The sequence below is a fragment of the Pandoraea commovens genome (genome assembly GCF_024704525.1).
GTDB lineage: Bacteria > Pseudomonadota > Gammaproteobacteria > Burkholderiales > Burkholderiaceae > Pandoraea > Pandoraea commovens.
On the sequence record NZ_CP102780.1, the window covers coordinates 3,701,306 to 3,720,137 of the forward strand.

The following is an 18,832-nucleotide window of genomic DNA, read 5'->3' on the forward strand; positions in this document are numbered from 1 at the left end:
CCCCCCCCAATCCAGGAGCCAATCATGAAAATCGCCGTCATCGGTGGCGGGCCTGCGGGCCTGTACTTCTCATTGTTGATGAAACAACGTCATCCGGAAGACGAGATCGTCGTGCACGAACGCAACGCTGCGAACGCCACCTACGGCTGGGGCGTCGTGTTCTCCGACATCGCCCTCGCCTTCCTGAAGGACGCGGACGAAGCCTTCTTCCGCAAGTTCACGGCGCATCACACGCGTTGTGATCACATGGAAATCGTGCATCAGGGCGTGCCCGTGCGTCTGTCCAACAACCATTTCTCCCGCACGTCGCGCATCGACATGCTGCGCGTGTTGCAACAAGCCTGCGCCGACGCCGGTGTGGAAGTGCGCTACGAGAGCCACGTCACCGATCCGGCACAGTTGCCCGACGCCGACGTGATCGTTGCGGCCGACGGCGTGAACAGCGAAGTGCGCACGCGCATGGCCGAACACTTCGGCCCGAGCTTCGACGAGCGCCGCAACAAGTTCGCGTGGTACGGCACGTCGCGCACGTTCCATCCCGTGTCGCTCATCTTCCGCCAGACGCCGCACGGCGTGTTCATGGCGCACGCCTATCAGTACAGCCCCGACCGGTCGACGTTCCTCGTCGAAGTCGATCCCGACACGTGGCAACGCTGCGGACTGGACACGGCCACCGAAGACGAAAGCCGCGCGTTCTGCGAACAGATCTTCGCCGATGACCTGCAAGGCCATTCGCTGCTGACGAACCGCTCGAACTGGTTCCAGGCGCGTGTAGTGAGCAACGCGCGCTGGTCGCACGGCAACGTGGTGTTGCTGGGTGACGCGCTGCGCAGCGTCCACTTCTCGCTCGGCTCCGGCACCCGTATGGCCATGCAGGACGCCATTGCACTGTTCGAGGCGTTGAGCGCGAACCGCAGCGATGTGCCCGCCGCCTTCGCAGCCTTCGAGCAGAGCCGTCGCAGTGCTTCGGACCGTTTTCAAGATGCCGCCCGCCGGAGTCTCGACTGGTACGAATCCGTCGACACCCGTATGCACCTCGACCCTGTGCGCTTCGCCTACGACTACATGCTGCGCACGGGACGGGTAACGCACGAGGATCTGCGGGCGCGCGATCCCGAGTTCGTCGCGCAGGTGGAGGCCCTGACCACCCCGGCGCACGCCGCCTGACGACGCATCAGGCCATCGTTCCAAAACATCCATAACAAGGCAAAAACGCCACCCGAGGACAGGAGACACTTCATGGACAAGCACGACACCCGGCACACGTCAGTCGATGTGCGGGACTTCATCAACGCGGCCCCGGTGTCGCGCTTCCAGATACTGATCAGCGCGATGTGTTTCCTGATCGTGGCGCTGGACGGGTTCGACATCGCCATCATCGGCTTCATCGCGCCGCATATCCGCAGCGAATGGCAGTTATCAATGGTGTCGCTCGGCCCGCTCTTCAGCGCGGGCCTGCTTGGGCTGATGGTCGGCGCGTTTTGCAGCGGGCCGATGGCCGACCGGATCGGTCGCCGCCGGGTGCTGATCCTGTCCGTGGCGTGGTTCGGTGCGGCGAGCGTCGGCGCAGCGCTCGCGCCGAACGTTGCCTGGCTCATCGCGCTGCGATTCCTCACCGGTCTGGGGCTGGGCGGTGCGATGCCCAACGCGATCACGCTGACATCCGAATTTAGTCCCGAACGACGTCGCGGCACGCTGCTCACGCTGATGTTCTGCGGATTCTCGCTCGGCTCGGCGCTGGGTGGCGTGGTCACGGCCTATCTCGTGGCGGGCGTAGGCTGGCGCGGGCTGCTCGCGATTGGCGGACTGCTGCCGCTCGCGCTCGTGCCGGTGCTCTGGTTCACGCTGCCGGAGTCGGTGCGCTTTCTGGCGATCCGGGGCGGCACGCAAGCGCAGATCGCCGCGACGCTCAAACGCGTAGCGCCGGGCCTTGTCGTTGCCGGTCAGACATACAGCGCCGTTGACGACCGCCTGCCGTCCTCGCCCGTCGTGCAACTGTTTCACCGCGACTACCGGCGCGGCACGTTACTGCTCTGGCTGGCGTTCTTCATGAGCCTGTTGCTCCTGTACCTGCTCATCAACTGGCTGCCGATTCTCGCGGAACGTAGCGGGCTGACGCTCAAACAGGCGTCGATGTTTGCCGGGCTGTTGCAAGGGGGCGGTGTGCTGGGCGCGATCGTGCTGGGGGTGCTGATCGATCGCTTCCATCCGTACAAGGTGGTTGCGGTGGCCTATCTGCTCGGGGCGGCCTCGCTGGCGTCGCTGGCGCTGACGCAGAGCGCGGTCTGGCTCGCAGTGGGCATCTTCATCACAGGATTCTGCGTGAGCGGCTCGCAGGTGTGCGCAAACGTGATTGCGTCGGCGTATTACCCGACATCGAATCGGGCGACGGGCGTGGCCTGGGCGCTGGGTATCGGCCGCATTGGTGCCGTCGCGGGATCCTTCGGCGGGGCGCTCCTGCTGGCAGCGGGCTGGAGCAACGCCGGGCTGTTCACGATTCTGGCGATACCGGCCATGCTCGCGGCGCTCGGCATTCTGCTCGCCGGGACGAAGCACCGCCGGGTAACGCAGGCATCGGACGCGGTCAGCGCGCCGTCGTCCACTGCCCTCTCGTGATACGTTAGGCGGAAATAGGAAAGCGCGCGGATATCGTCGATATCACGCGCGCTTTCGAGCCTTCCGGGAGTACGCGGCGTCAGTCGTAGGCCCGCGCATCCTCCACCAACTTGCCATCGGTCGGCAGCGACCCGACGGCGACGAAATCCACCTCACCGCGCAGTCGCGTCACATCGCGCAACGTCTCTTGCAGACGTGCCGCCAGTCCATCCGGCGGCGTATCGTTCGTCTCGCACAGCAGGCGCATGCGGTCGTCCCCCACCCGCCCTTCCACGCGCAGACGCAACCGCACCAGCTCCGGATAGCGTTTCCCGATCTCGCCGATTTGCCCAGGATGCACAAACATACCGCGCACCTTCACCGTCTGATCTGCGCGCCCGAGCCAGCCTTTGAGGCGCATGTTCGTGCGCCCGCACGGACTGATGCCCGCCTCCACCGCCGACAGGTCACCGGTCGCGAAGCGAATCAGCGGGTAATCCGGGTTGAAGTTCGTCACCACGACTTCGCCGATTTCCCCATCGGGCACCGGCTTCGTGCCGCCCGGCTCGACCAGTTCCACCAGCACGTTCTCGTCGACGATCAGCCCGGCCTGTGCGTCGCTCTCGAAGGCAATCAGCCCTAGATCCGCCGTGCCGTACAACTGGCGCGCCGTGATCCCCCGGCCGTTGAACCACTCGCGCAACGAGGGCGGCAACGCTTCGCCCGAGAGCGTGGCACGACGAATGCAACTGAGGTCCGCTCCGGCCGCTTCGCCCTTCTCGATCAGAATCTTCAGGAACGACGGCGTGCCTGCATACGCACCCGGCTTCAGGTGCCGGATGGCTTCCAGTTGCAGTTCCGTCTGCCCTACACCGGCGGGGAACACGCAACACCCCAGCCGTGCCGCCCCCGTCTCGATCATCATGCCAGCGGGCGTGAAGTGATACGAATACGTGTTATAGACCAGATCACCCGGGCGCAACCCTGCCGCGTACATCGCCCGTGCAAAGCGCCACCAGTCACTGCCGCGCCCGTCCGGCTCATAGATCGGGCCAGGCGACTGGTAGACGTGCGCGAGGCCGCTCACCGGCGTGGCGTTCAGACCGCCCAGCGGCGGGTGACGCACCTGAAACGCCGCCAGATCCGATTTACGCGTGACGGGCAACCCGGCCAGCGCATCGCGCGAGTCGATCTCGCCAGCGTCGATATCGCTCAGCGCCTCGGAAAAGTAGGCGGCATGCGTGCGGGCATGCGAGACCTGCGCCGGGAGCGCCGCCAGCAACGCCTTCTCGCGAACCTCCGGCGCACGGATTTCCAGCGTGTCGAAGTAGTCGTTCATATCAACGGATCAACGATGAGGATTAACGAAGCGGATTGACGAAGCAGCGCGAGTGCGCCACTCGTCCGAACGGGCAGGCGCTCAGGCAATCCAGCGCTTACGCCGCCGGTAGCTCTTGACGTTGCGGAAGCTCCCCGCGCTGCTCGCCCCGTCTTTGGCGATGCCCAGATAGAACTCCTTGACGTCCTCGTTATCGCGCAGCGACGTCGCGTCACCATCCATCACGACACGTCCGTTCTCGAGGATGTAGCCGTAGTCCGCATATCGCAGCGCGGCCATCGTGTTCTGCTCCGCGAGCAGGAAACTGACGTTCTCGCGCTGATTCAGGTCGCGCACGATCGTGAATATCTCCTCGACGATCTGCGGCGCGAGCCCCATCGACGGCTCGTCGAGGAGAATCATCGACGGCTGGGCCATCATGGCGCGCCCGATGGCGCACATCTGCTGCTCACCACCGGAGGTGTAACCCGCCTGCGACTTGCGTCGCGTCTTCAGACGCGGGAAGTACGCGTAAATGCGCTCCAACGCGTGCTGCTGCGCGCTGCGCGACGCATGCCGCACATAGCCGCCCGTCAGCAGATTCTCTTCGATGGTCAGATGCCCGAAGCAGTGGCGTCCCTCCATCACCTGAATCACACCGCGCTTGACCAGTCCGTTGGGCGTCAGTTGCTCGACCCGCTCGCCGCGATAGTCGATGGTGCCCTTCGTCACTTCGCCGCGCTCCGCGTGCAGCAGATTCGAGATGGCCTTGAGTGTCGTGCTCTTGCCCGCGCCATTGGCCCCGAGCAGCGCCACGATCTTGCCCTCGGGCACGATCAGCGACACGCCTTTGAGCACCAGAATGACGTGGTCGTAAATGACTTCGATGTTGTTGACGCGCAAACTCGCTTCCATGCATCACTCCGAAATCGGTGCTGCCGGTGCCTATGACCGGCAGCGGATCCTCAGCCCTTCATCAGCCCTTGTAGCAAGCAGGCGTAATGCCCTTCTCTTTGGCGTACTGCTTGGCCGACGCTTCGAACAACGGGTGAATCAGCCGGCGATTGCCTTCGATCCAGTCGGACACCATCACCCACTTGGTGCCGTCCCATTGCTGGATACGGACCTTGCCCGAGCCTTCGTGGTCCTCGCAGCTTGTCTTGATGTCGGGCAGCAGGCCCGTCGCACCCAGCGCCTTGAGGCGCGCCGCGTCGATGTTCAGGTTCTCCAGCGCCCAGCGCACCTGCGCAGGCGTCGAGACCTTCCCCTTGCCGAACTTGTTCTGCGCGGTGTTCAGCGCCTCGACCGTGGCCACCGCTGCTGAGACGCCTCGGTTGTACAACACCGAGCCGACCTTCGACGGGTCTTGCATATTCCCCTTGCCCGCGCCGTAGACCACCTTTTCGATGTCGGCGATCAGCGGCACCTGCTTGCCCGCCACGTTCCACGTCGCGCTCATGTAGCCCTTGGCGGCCGGACCTGCGGGAATCGTGTCTTCTTCCGAACCGGCCCACCAGCTGCCGACGATCTTCTCGCGCGGATAACCGACCTTCTGCGCGGCCTTGAGCGCCGTCTGGTTCATCACACCCCAGCCCCAGAACACGACGTAATCCGGGTTCTCCTGACGAATGCGCAGCCACTGTGCACCCTGTTCATTACCCGGGTGTGCGACTGGAATCTCGATCAGGTTGAACTTATTGATCTTGGACTCGGCTTGCATCGCGACAATCGGCTCTTTGCCATAGGCCGAGTCGTGATACAGGAAGACGATCTTCTTGCCGTTAAGCGAACCGCCGTTCTTGTCGGCGAGGAACTTGATGATGGCGGACGCCTGCATCTGGTAGGTCGTCACCAGCGGGAACGCCCACGGGAACACGGTGCCGTCGACCGCGTCGGTGCGCCCGTAGCCCATCATGACGAGCGGCACCTGATCGGTCGCCGTCTTGTCGATCAGCGCGTAAGAAATGCCGGTCGCCATGACGTGATATGCCGTGCCCTTCGTCACCGGGTTCTTGCCCTTGAGACGCTCGTAACACTCCACGCCCTTGGCGTTGTTGTACTCGGTCTCGCACTCTTCCCACGTGAGCTTCACGCCGTTCACGCCGCCGTTCTTCAGGTTCACGTATTGCAGATAGTCGATGAACCCGCCGTAGAACGACTGCCCGTTGGCGCCGTACGGGCCAACGCGATAGTCAGCCAACGCGATGAACTGATCGTTCGACTGTGCGAACGACGTCCCCACCGCCCCCGTGCCGAGCGCCAGCGCCAAAGCCAGCGAGCCCAACGATGTCGTCAACTGTTTCGTGTTCATGCTGTGTCTCCATCTGTGGTTTTGTGTGTGTCCGAACATTCACCGGCAACAGGTAACAATTGCCGTCGGTGTGGCAAACCTCAATGCGGGAAGGGCCAGATGCGCAGCTTCTCCTTGGCAATCTGCCAGAGCCGCGCCAGCCCATGCGGTTCGGCAATCAGGAAAAAGATGATGAGACCGCCGAACACCATCAACTGGATATGCGAGACGGTGGCGTTGGTGAACGGCAAATGCAGGAAGGTCGCAATCGTTGGCAACGTGCTGTCGAGAAAGATCGGCAGCAACAAGATGAACGCAGCACCCAGGAAGCTGCCGAGAATGCTGCCCACGCCGCCGATGATGATCATGAACAGGATGCGGAACGACAGGTCGAGCGAGAAGCCGTCCGGCTCCACGGAGCCGAGGTAGCAGTAGGCATAGAGCGCGCCTGCCACGCCGCAGTAGAACGAACTTACCGCGAAGGCGAGCAGCTTGACCCGCATGAGCGGAATGCCGATGACCTCGGCGGCGACGTCCATGTCACGCACGGCCATCCACGCGCGGCCGATATGCGAGCGAACCAGATTCTTCGCGATGAGCGCCATCACCGTGACGACGCCCAGCACGAACAGGTACTTGCGCACCGGCGTATCCACATCCACACCGAACACCGAGATCTTCTGCGCCGTGATCACGCCCGACGAACTGTTGTTCGAGAGCCAGGGGAATTTGGTGAGCACCCAGAGCACGAAGAACTGCGCGGCGAGCGTGGCCACCGCGAGATAGAAGCCCTTGATGCGCAGCGACGGCAGACCGAACGCAATGCCCACGAGCGCCGCACACACGCCACCCAGCGCGAACGACGCCAGAATCGGCATGCCTTCGATGCGCAACTGGAAGTTGTAGGACGCATAAGCGCCCACGGCCATGAACGCCGCCGTGCCGAGCGACAGTTGCCCTGCGTAGCCCGTCAGCAGGTTCAGCCCCAGCGCAGCGAGCGAGAACACGAGAAATGGGACGAGGATAGCCGTCAGCCAGTACTCGGTGGCGATCCACGGCAGAATGCCGAACGCCACGACCAGCAGGCTGCAAACGGCAATCCGGTCCTGCCGGATCGGGAAAATCTGGCTGTCGGCAACGTAGGACGTCTTGAACTGCCCAGCTTCGCGATAGAACATGTGTGGCCTCTGCGATGAATGCTTGCGCGTGCTTTCCGATTCGAATGATTCGAATGACTGGTGCGGTCAGCCGCCGGGTCAAACCCGGTCGATGTGCCGTTCGCCGAACAACCCTTCCGGGCGTACCAGCAGGAACAGCAGTGCGAAGACGTACGGGAACCACCCCTCGATACCACCGAAATTACCGCCGAACTGGCTTTGCAGCAGTTGCGGCACGTAGATCTCTGCGAGCTTCTCCGCCGCACCGATAATCAGCCCGCCCACAATCGCGCCGGGGATCGACGTGAAGCCGCCGAGAATCAGCACGGGCAGCGCCTTGAGCGCCGTCATCGTGAGCGCGAACTGCACACCGTTGCGCGAGCCCCACAGCATGCCCGCCACCAGCGCGACGAAGCCCGACACGCTCCACACGACCACCCAGATGCGCTGCAACGGAATACCCAGCGAGAGCGCCGCCTGATGGTCGTCGGCGACCGCCCGCAGCGCCCGGCCGATGCTCGTCGCCTTGAAGAACAGGGCCAGCAGCGCGACCAGCACCGCCGCGATCCCGGCGGCCGCGAGGTCGAAGCTGCTCACCAGCACGCCCGTCGAATCCATGATCGAGGCGATGGGTTCGTCCACGATGCCCAGCGACAACGGACGCACTTCGTTGCCCCACAGGAGCGGCGCCAGACCTTCGAGGAAAAACGACAGACCAATAGTCGCCATGAAGAGCGTGATCGGCGACTGGTTCACCAGCTTGCGCAACACGAAGCGCTCCGTCGCCATGCTCATCAGCACCATGACTACGAACGCGCCGATGGCCGCCGCCCACAGCGGCAAGCCGCGCTCCATGAGACCGACGACCGACAAGGCCGCGAAGTACACCATCGCGCCCTGCGCGAAATTGAACACGCCGGACGCCTTGAAGATCAGGACGAAGCCCAGCGCCACGAGCGAATACATCACGCCCGAGAGCAGCCCGCCGATCAGGATTTCGAAGAAGAACTGCATCGATGTCTCCAGTGTGCCAACGCTCAGTCAACTGCCATTCGATGTTCGGTGCTCGAGGCTTCCGATAGCCTTACTGACGATCACGCTGCCGCAGGCATGCCTTGTGCTGCGCCGAGATAGGCGCGGATCACCTCAGGATCGGCGCGAACCTCGGCAGGGGTGCCGTCGCCGATCTTCTTGCCGTAGTCCAGCACCACGACACGATCGGAGATGTCCATCACCACGCCCATGTCGTGCTCGATCAGCACGATGGTCGTGCCGAACTCCTCGTTCACTTCGAGAATGAAGCGGCACATGTCGCGCTTCTCTTCGAGGTTCATGCCCGCCATGGGCTCGTCGAGCAACAGCAGTTCAGGCTCGGCAGCCAGCGCGCGCGCCAGCTCGACACGCTTTTGCAGGCCGTACGGCAGACGTCCAACCGGAGTCTTGCGGATGTGCTGAATTTCGAGAAAGTCGATGATCTCTTCGACCTTGGCGCGATTGACCATCTCTTCCTGACGCGCTTTGCCCCACCAGAGGGCGCTGGCCAGCAGTCCGGCGCGCATGCGGGTGTTGCGTCCCGTCATGATGTTGTCGAGCACGGACATGCCCTTGAACAGTGCGATGTTCTGGAACGTACGTGCCACGCCCTGCCGTGCGGCAGACGTCGGATGCATGCGCTGACGCACTTCGCCGCGAAAGACGATCGTGCCCTGCTGCGGGTGATAGACGCCATTGATGACGTTGAGCATCGAACTCTTGCCTGCGCCGTTCGGGCCGATGATGGCGCGAATCTCGTGCGCCATCACGTTGAACGAGATATCCGTCAACGCCTTGACGCCGCCGAACGACAAGCTGATGTGCTGCAAATCGAGCAATACTTCGCCAGTCTTGCGGTGCTCACTCATACCTTCTCCTGCGGCAATGCCGGGACGGGGGTAGCGTTGGGTTTGTCGGGTGCCAGGTCGGTCAGGTCAATCAGGCCGCGCAGCGCAACTTCGCAGGCGCAGGGTCGTCGACGGGCGCACGCACCCCGACCACACGCGCCGGATGAATCGTGAGCGTGGCGCTGACACTGCCCTCGCGTCCGTCTTCGAACTTCACGCGCGTTTCGATGAACTGCGTCGACTTGCCGGTGTAGAAGGCGTCGATCAGCACGTCGTATTTCTGGGCGATGAACGCGCGGCGCACCTTGCGCGTGCGCGTCAGTTCGTCGTCGTCCGGGTCCAGCTCCTTGTGGAGAATCACGAAGCGCTGAATCTGTGCGGCGGCAAACGCCGACTCCTTCGCGAGATCGGCATTGACTTGCTCGATGCAACCGAGGATCAGTTCGGCGACCAGCGGATTGCTGGCGAGATCGATGTAACCGGCGTAGGCGAGGTGCTTGCGCTCGGCCCAGTTGCCCACGGCTTCCATATCGATATTGATGAACGCGCAGACGCCGTCGCGTCCGTCGCCGAAGGCCACCGCCTCCTTGATATACGAGAAGAACTTGAGCTTGTTCTCGATGTACTTCGGCGCGAACAGCGACCCGCAGGCGAGCTTGCCGACGTCCTTGGCGCGGTCGATGATGCGCAGATGGCCGTCGGCATCGATGATGCCCGCGTCGCCGGTGCGGAAATAGCCGCCCTCATCGAGCGCTTCGCGTGTGGCATCAGGCCGCTTGTAGTACTCCTTGAGCAAGCCCACACCGCGCACGAGCACTTCGCCGTTATCGCCAATCTTGATTTCCATGCCGGGCGCGACCGGGCCGACACTGTCGAATCGCACCTGACGATCCGGTTGCAGGCAGACGTACGCGCACGTCTCCGTCTGACCGTAGAACTGTTTGAGGTTGATGCCGATCGCGCGGTAAAAGCGGAAGAGATCCGGGCCGATGGCCTCACCGGCGGTGTAAGCCGTTCGGATGCGACTCATACCGAGCGTGTTGCGCAGCGGGCCGTATACGCAGAGGTTCCCGACCGCGTATTGCAGACGGTCCAGCCAAGAGACCGGGCGACGATCCAGCACGGCCGCCCCACAGCGGTTCGCCACGTCCATGAAGTGCGCGAACATCTTGCGCTTCAGACGGTTCGCGTCCTCCATGCGGATCATGACTTGCGTGAGCACGTTCTCGTACACACGAGGCGGCGCGAAGTAGTAGGTCGGGCCGATCTCGCGCATGTCGGTGGAGATCGTGTCGGGCGATTCGGGGCAATTGACCGTGAAGCCAGCCACGAGCGCCTGCGCATAGGAAAACAGGTGGTCGCCAACCCAGGCCATCGGCAGATAGGACAGCACTTCGTCCCCCGGGCCAAGCCGGTCGAACGTGCTGCCGTGATACGCCGCACCGATCAACCCGGCGTGCGAGTGGCAGACGCCCTTCGGCTTGCCCGTGGTGCCGGAGGTGTAGAGGATGGTGGCGGTGTCGTCGGGGCTAGCGGCAGCGACGGCATCGTCGAAGTAGCGCGGATGCTTCGCGTTGAAAGTACGCCCCTGCTCCAGCGCCGAAGCATACGATTGCAGCCCGGCGGCATCGTAGTTGCGCAAGCCTCGTGGGTCTTCGTAGATGATGTGCGACAGGTGCGGTACGTGTTCGCGCAGCTCCAGCAGCTTGTCGACCTGCTCCTGATTTTCGGCGACGACGAAATCGATCTCGGCGTCTTCGAGCACGTGCGCCATTTCGGCAGCAACGGCGTCCTGATACAGCGGCACGGCTACGCCCCCGAGGGCTTGCGCGGCTGTCATCGCCCAGTACAGGCGCACCCGGTTATTGCCGACGATAGCCAGATTGTCGCCACGCTTGAACCCGGCAGCGGCGAGTGCGCAGGCGAGCATGCGCACTTCATGCGCAGCCTCCTGCCAGCTCCAGCTTTGCCAGATCCCCAGATCTTTTTCCCGATACGCCGTGCGGGCGCCCCGTGTCGCGGCATGGGCCAACAACAATCGCGGGAAGGTAGTCCGCTCCTGCATGCCAGTCTCCTGTGTCTCGCCACGTTTCGACATTTGTCGAGGGGGAGTGGCGTGGCTCGGTCGGCGTGCGTGCTCGTGACACGCTCCTTACTGCTCGCAGCGCCTCTAAGCGGCGCTATTTTTGCTTTGGAATGCCATACAGCGTCTGCAGCGACTTCGGTGAAACGACTACGGCGACTACCGATATGCCGGGCAAGCGTCAGCTTCTATACTTGTGCTTCGGCGTCGTGTTCAGACCGCCAGGAATGCTTGTCTCGCCGCTGCCAGGCAAGGCGAAGATACCTCATGGCTCACGGCGGATTTGTCACCAGGATGACAATCAAGGGAAAGTCCCTATATGTCGCTCGAAACCTTGTTGCAGCGCAGCGCCTGGGCGCAAGGACTGACGCCCGATCAGCGCGCACGCGTGGTGGCGGAGATTCAGGTGCGTCCGGTCGAAAACGGGGGCTATGTTTGCCGCAAGGGCGACCCGACGCACGCATGGTTCGGGGTGATCGAGGGGTTGGTGAAGATCACGACAGCGTCGGCCAGCGGCAAAACAGTGACGTTCACGGGCGTGCCAGCCGGCGCGTGGTTCGGGGAAGGGTCGGTGCTCAAGCACGAGATCCGGAAATATGACGTCATGGCGCTGCGCGACTCGGTGCTCGCGCATATGCCCATCGCCACCTTCGACTGGCTTCTCGACACGAGCATTCCGTTCAATCGCTTTCTGACGCTGCAACTCAACGAACGGCTGGGGCAATTCATTGCGGCCGTCGAGCACGAGCGTCTGCTCGATACCGATGCCCGCGTCGCCCGTTCGCTGTCGTCGATGTTCAATCCGAACCTGTATCCGTCCGACGACAACACCGTGCAGATCTCACAAGAGGAACTGAGTTACCTTGCGGGCGTTTCGCGCCAGCGCGTCAACCTTGCGTTGAAGGTGCTGGAGCAGGCGGGTTTGGTCAAAGTCGATTACGGCGTGCTGACTATTCTCGATCTGGAAGGGTTGCGCGAGTTCGGCATGTAAAGCCCCATGTTCGACGCCTTGCCGGGGCGCCGGAGTGGGCGCAGAATCGTCGTTTTGCAGGTTTTCTTCCGTCACGACCGCGCCCTTCCCATGTCTATCCATGCAACGCCTGCCGACGCACTGCGTCCCACGCTGCTCGGCAACAGTGTCGAACTCCATCCGCTGGAACGTCATCACGCACAGGCGCTGGTTGCTGCGGCGGCCGACGGCGAGCTGTGGAATCTGAAAGTGACCGTTGTACCGAGCGCCGATACCGTCGATGCCTACATCGACCGGGCATTGAAGGGACGCATTGATGGCACCGTCATCCCTTTCGTCATCGTTTCGACGGCGACGGGCAACGTGGTCGGCCACACCCGTTTCTGGAAGGTGGACCGAGCGAATCGAAAGCTGGAAATCGGACACACGTGGGTCAGCGCTTCGGCGCAGCGCTCCAGCATCAACACCGAAGCGAAGTCCTTATTGCTCACTTATGCCTTCGAGACGATGCATTGTGTGCGCGTGCAATTCACGACGGACGAACTCAACGAAAAGTCGCGCGCCGCGATCCTGCGTATCGGCGCAAAGCAAGAGGGCATCGTCCGACACGAACGGATCATGCCCGACGGACGCAAGCGCAATTCCGTCCGGTTCAGCATCATCGACGACGAATGGCCGGAAGTGAAGGCCGCCCTGGCAGAGCGTCTTGCGCGGGGCACGTCGGGCTGACGTCGCGCGGCACCCGTCGGACATTCCGGTCCGTGCGCTCAGGCCACGGCGGTGACCGCAGCGGACGGTCCGGCGCAGTACAGTACCAGACACGGGCACACCATGCGCCGGGCGATATCGAGCGCTTCGGCTTTCGTCTCAAGGAACGCCGCTTCCCACGGGTTGCGGACGTGGTCGCACACATAAGCCTTCGCTTTCTTGTCGAACTGCGATCCGAAAAATTCGTTTCTGAAGTAAAACCAGACGACATACCCGCGTCGCGGCAACCGGTCCGGGAGCGGATGCACGGGATATTCGTTCGCGGGCACCCGCCGTCTGAGTGAAATCCAGCGTTGATAGTCCACACGTGTCGCGTTCATGTCGAGCCTCCTTTAGCGAAGTCGCCCCGGGGCGGGGCGACTCGACATGATGGGCAAGAACACGCGCCAAGAGTTACGGAAACTTCCGCTTCACCGCCAGCGATGATGCGTCAATCGACAGTGTCGTGACCGGATTCGACAATCAGGCGGGTTTTGGCACGCAGATATCGGAGTAATCAAGGTCGTTGATCGGCAGACACCCACACGGACCTGTCCGTTCCGACCTCACCACGGCGCGTATTGCTCGAACACCGTCTGACGCTCGAAGGCGATCAGCACGGCGCGCTTGTGCGGGAAATCGAACTCACGCAGGCGGGCTGCGCCCTGCCCCTGCATATAGGCGATCCAGCGGTCGTGATCGATGCGCGGCTCGCCGACGATGCGCTGCGTACGCGGATCGTCGAGGAAGATGTAATGGACGATAGACCGCAGCCACGCCTCGGTGCGCCCGGGTGAGCGAAAACGCGTCGAGCCCACCAGCAAGTGGAAACCTCGGTCGTAGTCGGCCGCCTCGCAAAACGTCGCGATGCGATCTTCCTTCGCCCAATACACCTCGAAGTAAGCAAACGGCTCGTCGTCGAAACATGCGAACAATGTGACGGTATGGGGATCGGCCTGCATCTTCGCCAGATATTGCGCATGCTCCTCCAGCGTGCCCGTCTGCTCCCAGAAGTGCGCCACGCTGTCGAGGTTCATCCACTCATGAAAGCGTTCGACGTCACCCGGCTGATCGATGGCGCGCAGGCTGAAGCTCGTGCCGAGTCGCGCGATATGACGCCGGTACACCTCACCCACCGGCTTCGGTGCGCGCAACGGATGGCGCTTGCCGTCCGACACACGATACTGCTGGGCCATCCCGGCCGATGACGGCCCCTGGAGCCACTGCGCCGGGTGCTGCCAGAACGTCTGACGCGAGACCTGCAACGCACTCGCACCATCCGCTTGGGAGAACTGCTCGCCCACGCCGTCACGAACCGCGGCGACTAGCCACGCCGCCAGCTCGGGGTCGACACCCGTCCCCGGCCACACCACACTGGCCCGCTTGCACGCCTTGTGACGACAGAACACTGCCGCCAGCACGGGCAGCAGCGCCTGAACGGGCAGATGGGCGTCGTGCTGCGTGCTCGCCCGCAGCGTTATCGCGTCATCCGCTTCGCTGACCTGAAACACGGCAACGGCACGCGCATCGCACCAGAGCGTGAGGTCCTGACCGGCGCGGGCGACGCCATCGTCCGGCCCGCTCGCGTGATACCGATGGCCGTCGGCCAGCGTGACGCCGTAGGGATCATGAGGTGCAGAACGCCCGTCATGCGCAGCGGACGATTCAACAGGGGCAGTCATTGCAATTGACACGATTCGATCTCCTCTCAGCCAAGCCGGACGCCGCCACGGCATCCGTCAGAATTCAGACGCCATTCATACGCCAGACGCAGCCCTCGCGCGCATGGCAGGCGCCATCGATGCGAACGCCGTGCCCACGAGACCGGTAATCCGATCGAGCGACACCGGTCCGCCAAACCCCCACGACGGCGGCAGAAACGCAACACGTCCGTCGCGCACGGCAGGCAACGCCCGCCAGACCGGCAGTTGATACGCAGGTGCGGCGCCGTTGTCGACGACGATCAGCGACCATTCGGGATGCCGCGCCAGATCGCCCAGCGACAGATTGACCATCGACTGACGCTCGTCGAGCCACCCGAGCGCGTTGCGCGCACCCAGATGCCCGATCAGCGCGCCGATCATGTCCTTGTTGTCGTAAGCCCAGAAATTGCCGCCGCCCGCGTTGGCGTTGAGCAGCGCAATCGGCGCATCGCGAAAACCGTCGCGCAGCGCACTCGTGCGCGCCTCGGCAATGCGCGCCTGGCTAGCGGCGATGATTTGCGCCGCCGCATCGGCGCGCCCCGTCATGGCGCCAAGGGATCGGAAAATGGCCAGCATGCGGTCGAGCGCGTCGCCCTCGCCCTCGGCGGGCTGGACGTTAAAGACGACGGTCGGTGCGACACGCGCCAATGCGTCGAACAACCGCTCATGCCGATAGGCGTACGCGATGATCAGATCGGGACGCAACGCCGCAATCGCTTCGAGATTCGGTTGCTCGCGCGTGCCCACGGAGCTGTCCGCGCCCAGCCGGTCTGCGCGATATTTAACCCACTGCGTGTAGCCACGGGGATCGGCCACCCCGACCGGCGTGACGTCGAGCGCCAACAGCGACTCGGTGAACAGAAACTCCAGCGAGACGACCCGGCGGGCGTTCGTCGGCAAGACGGGCGACGCGCGATTGAACAGGCCGCGATAGTTCTGCGCGTGTGCGTCGAGCGCCGCCACGCCCGTGATCGCCGCCGCGCCAGCGGCAAGGTATTTCAGGCAGCGACGACGTGAGATTCGCACAGGCACGCCCCCAAAGGATTTAACCAGCATGCGCATGCGACCTCAGGAAAGTACGGGAGAGCAGCCATAGGAAGAGCGGCGTGCCGACGGCAGCGGTGACGATGCCCAGCGGCAAATCGAGCGGGGCGAACAACGTCCGGCCGAACAAGTCGGCCACGCCGAGCAGCAACGCCCCCGCCAGCGCGGCCGTGACGATACGGTCGCGGGTGCCGGTCAGCGGCAGCGATCTCAGCGCATTCGGGACGATCAATCCGACGTAAGCCACCGGACCGACAGTCGCCACCGCCGCCGCAGCCATCGCGCTCGCGAGCACCAGCAATCCGAGACGGGCACGCACGACCGGCACGCCCAGCGCCTCGGCCGTCTCGTCACCGAGACTCAGCAGGTCGAGCCATCGCCCGGCGTACACCGCGAGCGGCAGACAGATTGCCAGCCAGGGCAGCAACGCCCGAACGCCGTGCCACGATTGCCCGTAACTGCTGCCGACGAGCCATACCAGCGCCTGCGTGGCATGCACGTGGAATTGCAGCACCAGCAGGTTCGCCAGCGCCGCGAGCAGACCGGCCAGCGCCATGCCTGTCAGGATCACCCGCATCGGCGCCAGGCCCCAGCGCGCGTTCACGCCGAGCACAATCGCCAGCACCCCGGCGCTGGCCGCCCACGCAGCGGGCATCGACCAGCGTGCGGCCGCATCGGGTGACACCAGTAGCAGCGCAAGCACCGCCAGCCCTGCCGCCTGATTCACGCCCAGCAGTTCCGGCCCGGCCAGCGGATTCCGGCAAGCCCCCTGAAGTAACACGCCGCTGCCCGCCAGCAATGCGCCAGCGCCCATCGCGATCAGACTGCGCGGCAGACGAAGGTCCACCAGCATGCCTGCCGCCGTGTGCGGATCGAACACATCGCGCCACTGCCATGCCGACGGCCACGACAGCACACCCATCGTCAGCGTCAGTCCGGTAACGGCGATCAGCGCGACGACCACCAGCACCGCGATCACGGCCATCGGTCGCCGGTTCGACGCACGATGACCAGCCGCCATCGGGGCGGTCATTTCCGCAGTGCTCGCGGGCAGGCCGTAGCGAAGCAACAGCAACAGCACGGGCGCACCGATGACGGCGCTCATCACGCCGACCGGCAGCGCACCGAACGTCACCAGCGCGCGCGCAATGGCATCGGTGAAGATGAGCATTGCGCCGCCCCACAACGCCGAGAGCGGAATCAGCCATGCGGGCCGGTGAACCCCCATCAGACGCACCAGATTCGGTGCGGCCAGCCCGACGAAGCCGACCGGCCCTGCCAGCGCAATGGCAATCGCGGACAGCACGGCAGCGAGCAAAATCGTCCCGACACGCACCGCGCCGACTCGCTGCCCCAACGCCGACGCCTGCGCTTCGCCAAACCGCGCCAGTCCGAGCGGATGCAGCAACGCCAGCAGGGCCACGCCCGCCGGGAGCAGCAACCACATCGCTTCTTCCGCCCCGCGTTTGCCGAACTGCTGCAACGACCCCGTGCTCCACTGCACGACGCCCACGGCCGCACGGGTGTAGAGCGTCAGCGCGACCATGCATAACGCCGAGAGCGCGAGCGCATTTGCCGCCCCGGCCAATGTGAGACGCAGCGGTGTCGTGCGCGTGCCGCCCGCGAGCGCGAACGTGAACAGCGCCGCCAGCACACCGCCCGCCAGCATCATCGGCAGGACGGCGAGGCCGGGCACGAGCAACGCGACGATCAACCCCATCTGCGCGCCCGCCGACACCCCGAGCAATTCGCCGGATGCGAGCGGATTCTGCGTGATGGTCTGGAGCAACGCACCGGCCAGTCCAAGGCATGCCCCGGCGGCAAGGCCCGCACGAATCTGCGGCATCCATGCGTCCACAAACAGCAACCAGCCGAGCGTGGCGTCGCTATTCATGCCGCTCGGCCCGCCTTGCATCGCCTGTGCGACCGTGCCCGCCCCCGGCCACGCGTCGTTCGCCAGCGCGTGGACGACGATGGCGAGCGCAAGGGCCAGCCATCCGCCCAATAACGCACGTGTGCGGCGCGCGTACTGACGCGGCGCGGCGTGCGCGGGCACCGTGAGGCGTCGCGCGAGGGGCAAGGTCCCCACCGTACGCTCAGCCGCCATGTCGACCGCCATTCAATCCATTCGGGACACTCGGACCACCGATCTCCGCCCGCTCGCGAACGTCACTACGTCCCCCCTGCCCGCCCAGCACCGGCAAGCACATCGGCAAGCCCTGAAAGTCGATGCGTTGCATCGGCGTGGCGAACACTGCCATCAGACGGTCCGGGTCCATCGTCTCGTCGGGCGTGCCCGAAAAGACCAGCTTGCCGTCACGCATGAGCAGCATGGCGTCCGAGAAGGCGGCGGCCTGATTCAGGTCGTGCAGCACCCACACGACCGTCATCCCCGTCTCGCGATTGAGTTCGCGAATACGCGCAAGGATGTCGATCTGGTGGCGCACGTCGAGATACGTCGTCGGCTCGTCGAGCAACAGCACGTTGCCTTCCTGCGCCAGCGCCATCGCGATGAACGCGCGCTGACGCTCGCCGCCGGACAATGCCGTGACGTCGCGCGTGCACAGCGTTTCCAGTTCCATGAGATGCAGGGCGCGCTCGATGGCGAGGTTGTCGCGCTCCCCGAGGCGTCCGCCCATGCCGGTGTGGCTGTAGCGGCCGCAAGCGACGAGTTCGGCGACGGTCATGCCGAACGGCATACCGGGGGTCTGAGCGAGCAGCGCGATGCGACGCGCGCGCTCGCGCGCACGCAGCGAGTCAAGTGGCGTGTCGTCGAGCCATACGCGGCCCGACACAGGTTTGAGCAGGCCGCCCAGCGTGCGCAGCAGTGTGCTCTTGCCGCAGCCGTTTGGGCCGCACAGCGCGCTCACACGGCCTGCGGCGAAGGTCACGTCGACCTGAGTGAGGACGTTGCGGGCCCCCACAGCAACATTAAGGCCTTCCGCGCGCAACGACGCGCCTGCGGCAGGCGTCAGAGATTCGGTCATGTTCAATGCCGGTCTGGCGGCTGCTGGACCGGTGGAAGTACGGGTATCGGGCACCAGT

General features: G+C 64.2%; 16 protein-coding genes. 4 read left to right on the plus strand and 12 right to left on the minus strand.

Annotated features, from left to right (window positions below; translation table 11 throughout):
* The first annotated feature begins 24 nt into the window (after positions 1 to 24).
* Together NTU39_RS16885 and NTU39_RS16890 are read left to right on the plus strand one after the other, a co-directional pair.
* A complete protein-coding gene (locus NTU39_RS16885) occupies positions 25 to 1,167 on the plus strand; it encodes an FAD-dependent monooxygenase (protein ID WP_150663219.1) in 1,143 nt (380 codons plus the stop codon).
* Between the two features lie 72 nt (positions 1,168 to 1,239).
* Complete coding sequence (locus NTU39_RS16890) at positions 1,240 to 2,616, plus strand: MFS transporter (RefSeq protein WP_257958103.1); 1,377 nt, start codon at positions 1,240 to 1,242, stop codon at positions 2,614 to 2,616.
* A 79-nt stretch (positions 2,617 to 2,695) separates the two neighbouring features.
* On the opposite strand, the gene NTU39_RS16895 is transcribed toward NTU39_RS16890, so the two are convergent.
* The 7 genes from NTU39_RS16895 to NTU39_RS16925 all read right to left on the minus strand — a co-directional run bounded on the left by NTU39_RS16895 (position 2,696) and on the right by NTU39_RS16925 (position 11,305).
* Entirely contained in the window at positions 2,696 to 3,934 is a 1,239-nt protein-coding gene (locus tag NTU39_RS16895; RefSeq protein ID WP_233326189.1) for a phenylacetate--CoA ligase family protein, read from the minus strand.
* Positions 3,935 to 4,015: 81 nt separating this feature from the next.
* Positions 4,016 to 4,828: an ABC transporter ATP-binding protein gene (locus NTU39_RS16900; protein WP_039397512.1), complete on the minus strand. Its 813-nt coding sequence runs from the start codon at positions 4,826 to 4,828 to the stop codon at positions 4,016 to 4,018.
* Between the two features lie 61 nt (positions 4,829 to 4,889).
* Positions 4,890 to 6,224 (minus strand): ABC transporter substrate-binding protein, encoded by a 1,335-nt coding sequence (locus NTU39_RS16905; protein WP_174984340.1) that lies wholly within the window; start codon positions 6,222 to 6,224, stop codon positions 4,890 to 4,892.
* An 80-nt stretch (positions 6,225 to 6,304) separates the two neighbouring features.
* Positions 6,305 to 7,381: a branched-chain amino acid ABC transporter permease gene (locus NTU39_RS16910; RefSeq protein WP_150663222.1), complete on the minus strand. Its 1,077-nt coding sequence runs from the start codon at positions 7,379 to 7,381 to the stop codon at positions 6,305 to 6,307.
* Positions 7,382 to 7,459: 78 nt separating this feature from the next.
* Positions 7,460 to 8,374, minus strand: a complete 915-nt coding sequence (locus NTU39_RS16915; RefSeq protein WP_039397508.1) for a branched-chain amino acid ABC transporter permease — start codon at positions 8,372 to 8,374, stop codon at positions 7,460 to 7,462.
* A gap of 80 nt (positions 8,375 to 8,454) precedes the next feature.
* A complete protein-coding gene (locus tag NTU39_RS16920; protein ID WP_257958104.1) occupies positions 8,455 to 9,261 on the minus strand; it encodes an ABC transporter ATP-binding protein in 807 nt (268 codons plus the stop codon).
* A gap of 70 nt (positions 9,262 to 9,331) precedes the next feature.
* Positions 9,332 to 11,305, minus strand: coding sequence for an AMP-dependent synthetase/ligase (locus tag NTU39_RS16925; RefSeq protein ID WP_257958105.1), 1,974 nt, complete (start codon positions 11,303 to 11,305; stop codon positions 9,332 to 9,334).
* Positions 11,306 to 11,642: 337 nt separating this feature from the next.
* On the opposite strand from NTU39_RS16925, the gene panV reads away from it, so the two are divergent.
* Complete coding sequence (gene panV / locus NTU39_RS16930) at positions 11,643 to 12,314, plus strand: pandorabactin biosynthesis transcriptional regulator PanV (RefSeq protein WP_150663224.1); 672 nt, start codon at positions 11,643 to 11,645, stop codon at positions 12,312 to 12,314.
* 90 nt (positions 12,315 to 12,404) lie between these two features.
* Positions 12,405 to 13,022: a pandorabactin biosynthesis N-acetyltransferase PanU gene (gene panU, locus NTU39_RS16935; protein WP_150663225.1), complete on the plus strand. Its 618-nt coding sequence runs from the start codon at positions 12,405 to 12,407 to the stop codon at positions 13,020 to 13,022.
* Between the two features lie 38 nt (positions 13,023 to 13,060).
* Here panU and NTU39_RS16940 read toward each other — a convergent pair whose 3' ends face one another.
* From NTU39_RS16940 to NTU39_RS16960, 5 genes are all read right to left on the minus strand, one after another.
* Positions 13,061 to 13,381, minus strand: coding sequence for a hypothetical protein (locus NTU39_RS16940; protein WP_150663226.1), 321 nt, complete (start codon positions 13,379 to 13,381; stop codon positions 13,061 to 13,063).
* A 225-nt stretch (positions 13,382 to 13,606) separates the two neighbouring features.
* Positions 13,607 to 14,722 carry a pandorabactin biosynthesis N-acetyltransferase PanQ gene (gene panQ, locus NTU39_RS16945; RefSeq protein WP_257958106.1) on the minus strand — a complete coding sequence of 372 codons (1,116 nt, stop codon included), beginning with the start codon at positions 14,720 to 14,722 and terminating at the stop codon, positions 13,607 to 13,609.
* A gap of 75 nt (positions 14,723 to 14,797) precedes the next feature.
* On the minus strand, positions 14,798 to 15,799 hold the full coding sequence (locus NTU39_RS16950) for an ABC transporter substrate-binding protein (RefSeq protein ID WP_444511746.1): 1,002 nt from the start codon (positions 15,797 to 15,799) through the stop codon (positions 14,798 to 14,800).
* The gene (gene panO / locus NTU39_RS16955; protein WP_444511834.1) at positions 15,789 to 17,894 is read right to left on the minus strand and encodes a pandorabactin ABC transporter permease subunit PanO; all 2,106 of its coding nucleotides are present in this window, start codon (positions 17,892 to 17,894) and stop codon (positions 15,789 to 15,791) included. Before panO ends, NTU39_RS16950 begins: the two co-directional genes overlap by 11 nt.
* Positions 17,884 to 18,774, minus strand: a complete 891-nt coding sequence (locus NTU39_RS16960; protein ID WP_150663230.1) for an ABC transporter ATP-binding protein — start codon at positions 18,772 to 18,774, stop codon at positions 17,884 to 17,886. The genes panO and NTU39_RS16960 overlap by 11 nt, the downstream gene beginning before the upstream one ends.
* Positions 18,775 to 18,832 lie beyond the last annotated feature (58 nt).

Excerpts from the sequence above, each read along its gene's own strand:
- panV (WP_150663224.1), top strand. The coding sequence starts at position 11,643 with ATGTCGCTCGAAACCTTGTTGCAGCGCAGCGCCTGGGCGCAAGGACTG.
- NTU39_RS16950 (WP_444511746.1), bottom strand. The coding sequence starts at position 15,799 with ATGCTGGTTAAATCCTTTGGGGGCGTGCCTGTGCGAATCTCACGTCGT.
- panO (WP_444511834.1), bottom strand. The coding sequence starts at position 17,894 with ATGGCGGCTGAGCGTACGGTGGGGACCTTGCCCCTCGCGCGACGCCTC.
- NTU39_RS16900 (WP_039397512.1), bottom strand. The coding sequence starts at position 4,828 with ATGGAAGCGAGTTTGCGCGTCAACAACATCGAAGTCATTTACGACCAC.
- NTU39_RS16920 (WP_257958104.1), bottom strand. The coding sequence starts at position 9,261 with ATGAGTGAGCACCGCAAGACTGGCGAAGTATTGCTCGATTTGCAGCAC.
- NTU39_RS16915 (WP_039397508.1), bottom strand. The coding sequence starts at position 8,374 with ATGCAGTTCTTCTTCGAAATCCTGATCGGCGGGCTGCTCTCGGGCGTG.
- NTU39_RS16910 (WP_150663222.1), bottom strand. The coding sequence starts at position 7,381 with ATGTTCTATCGCGAAGCTGGGCAGTTCAAGACGTCCTACGTTGCCGAC.
- panU (WP_150663225.1), top strand. The coding sequence starts at position 12,405 with ATGTCTATCCATGCAACGCCTGCCGACGCACTGCGTCCCACGCTGCTC.
- NTU39_RS16885 (WP_150663219.1), top strand. The coding sequence starts at position 25 with ATGAAAATCGCCGTCATCGGTGGCGGGCCTGCGGGCCTGTACTTCTCA.
- NTU39_RS16960 (WP_150663230.1), bottom strand. The coding sequence starts at position 18,774 with ATGACCGAATCTCTGACGCCTGCCGCAGGCGCGTCGTTGCGCGCGGAA.
- NTU39_RS16895 (WP_233326189.1), bottom strand. The coding sequence starts at position 3,934 with ATGAACGACTACTTCGACACGCTGGAAATCCGTGCGCCGGAGGTTCGC.
- NTU39_RS16925 (WP_257958105.1), bottom strand. The coding sequence starts at position 11,305 with ATGCAGGAGCGGACTACCTTCCCGCGATTGTTGTTGGCCCATGCCGCG.
- panQ (WP_257958106.1), bottom strand. The coding sequence starts at position 14,722 with ATGACTGCCCCTGTTGAATCGTCCGCTGCGCATGACGGGCGTTCTGCA.
- NTU39_RS16940 (WP_150663226.1), bottom strand. The coding sequence starts at position 13,381 with ATGAACGCGACACGTGTGGACTATCAACGCTGGATTTCACTCAGACGG.
- NTU39_RS16890 (WP_257958103.1), top strand. The coding sequence starts at position 1,240 with ATGGACAAGCACGACACCCGGCACACGTCAGTCGATGTGCGGGACTTC.
- NTU39_RS16905 (WP_174984340.1), bottom strand. The coding sequence starts at position 6,224 with ATGAACACGAAACAGTTGACGACATCGTTGGGCTCGCTGGCTTTGGCG.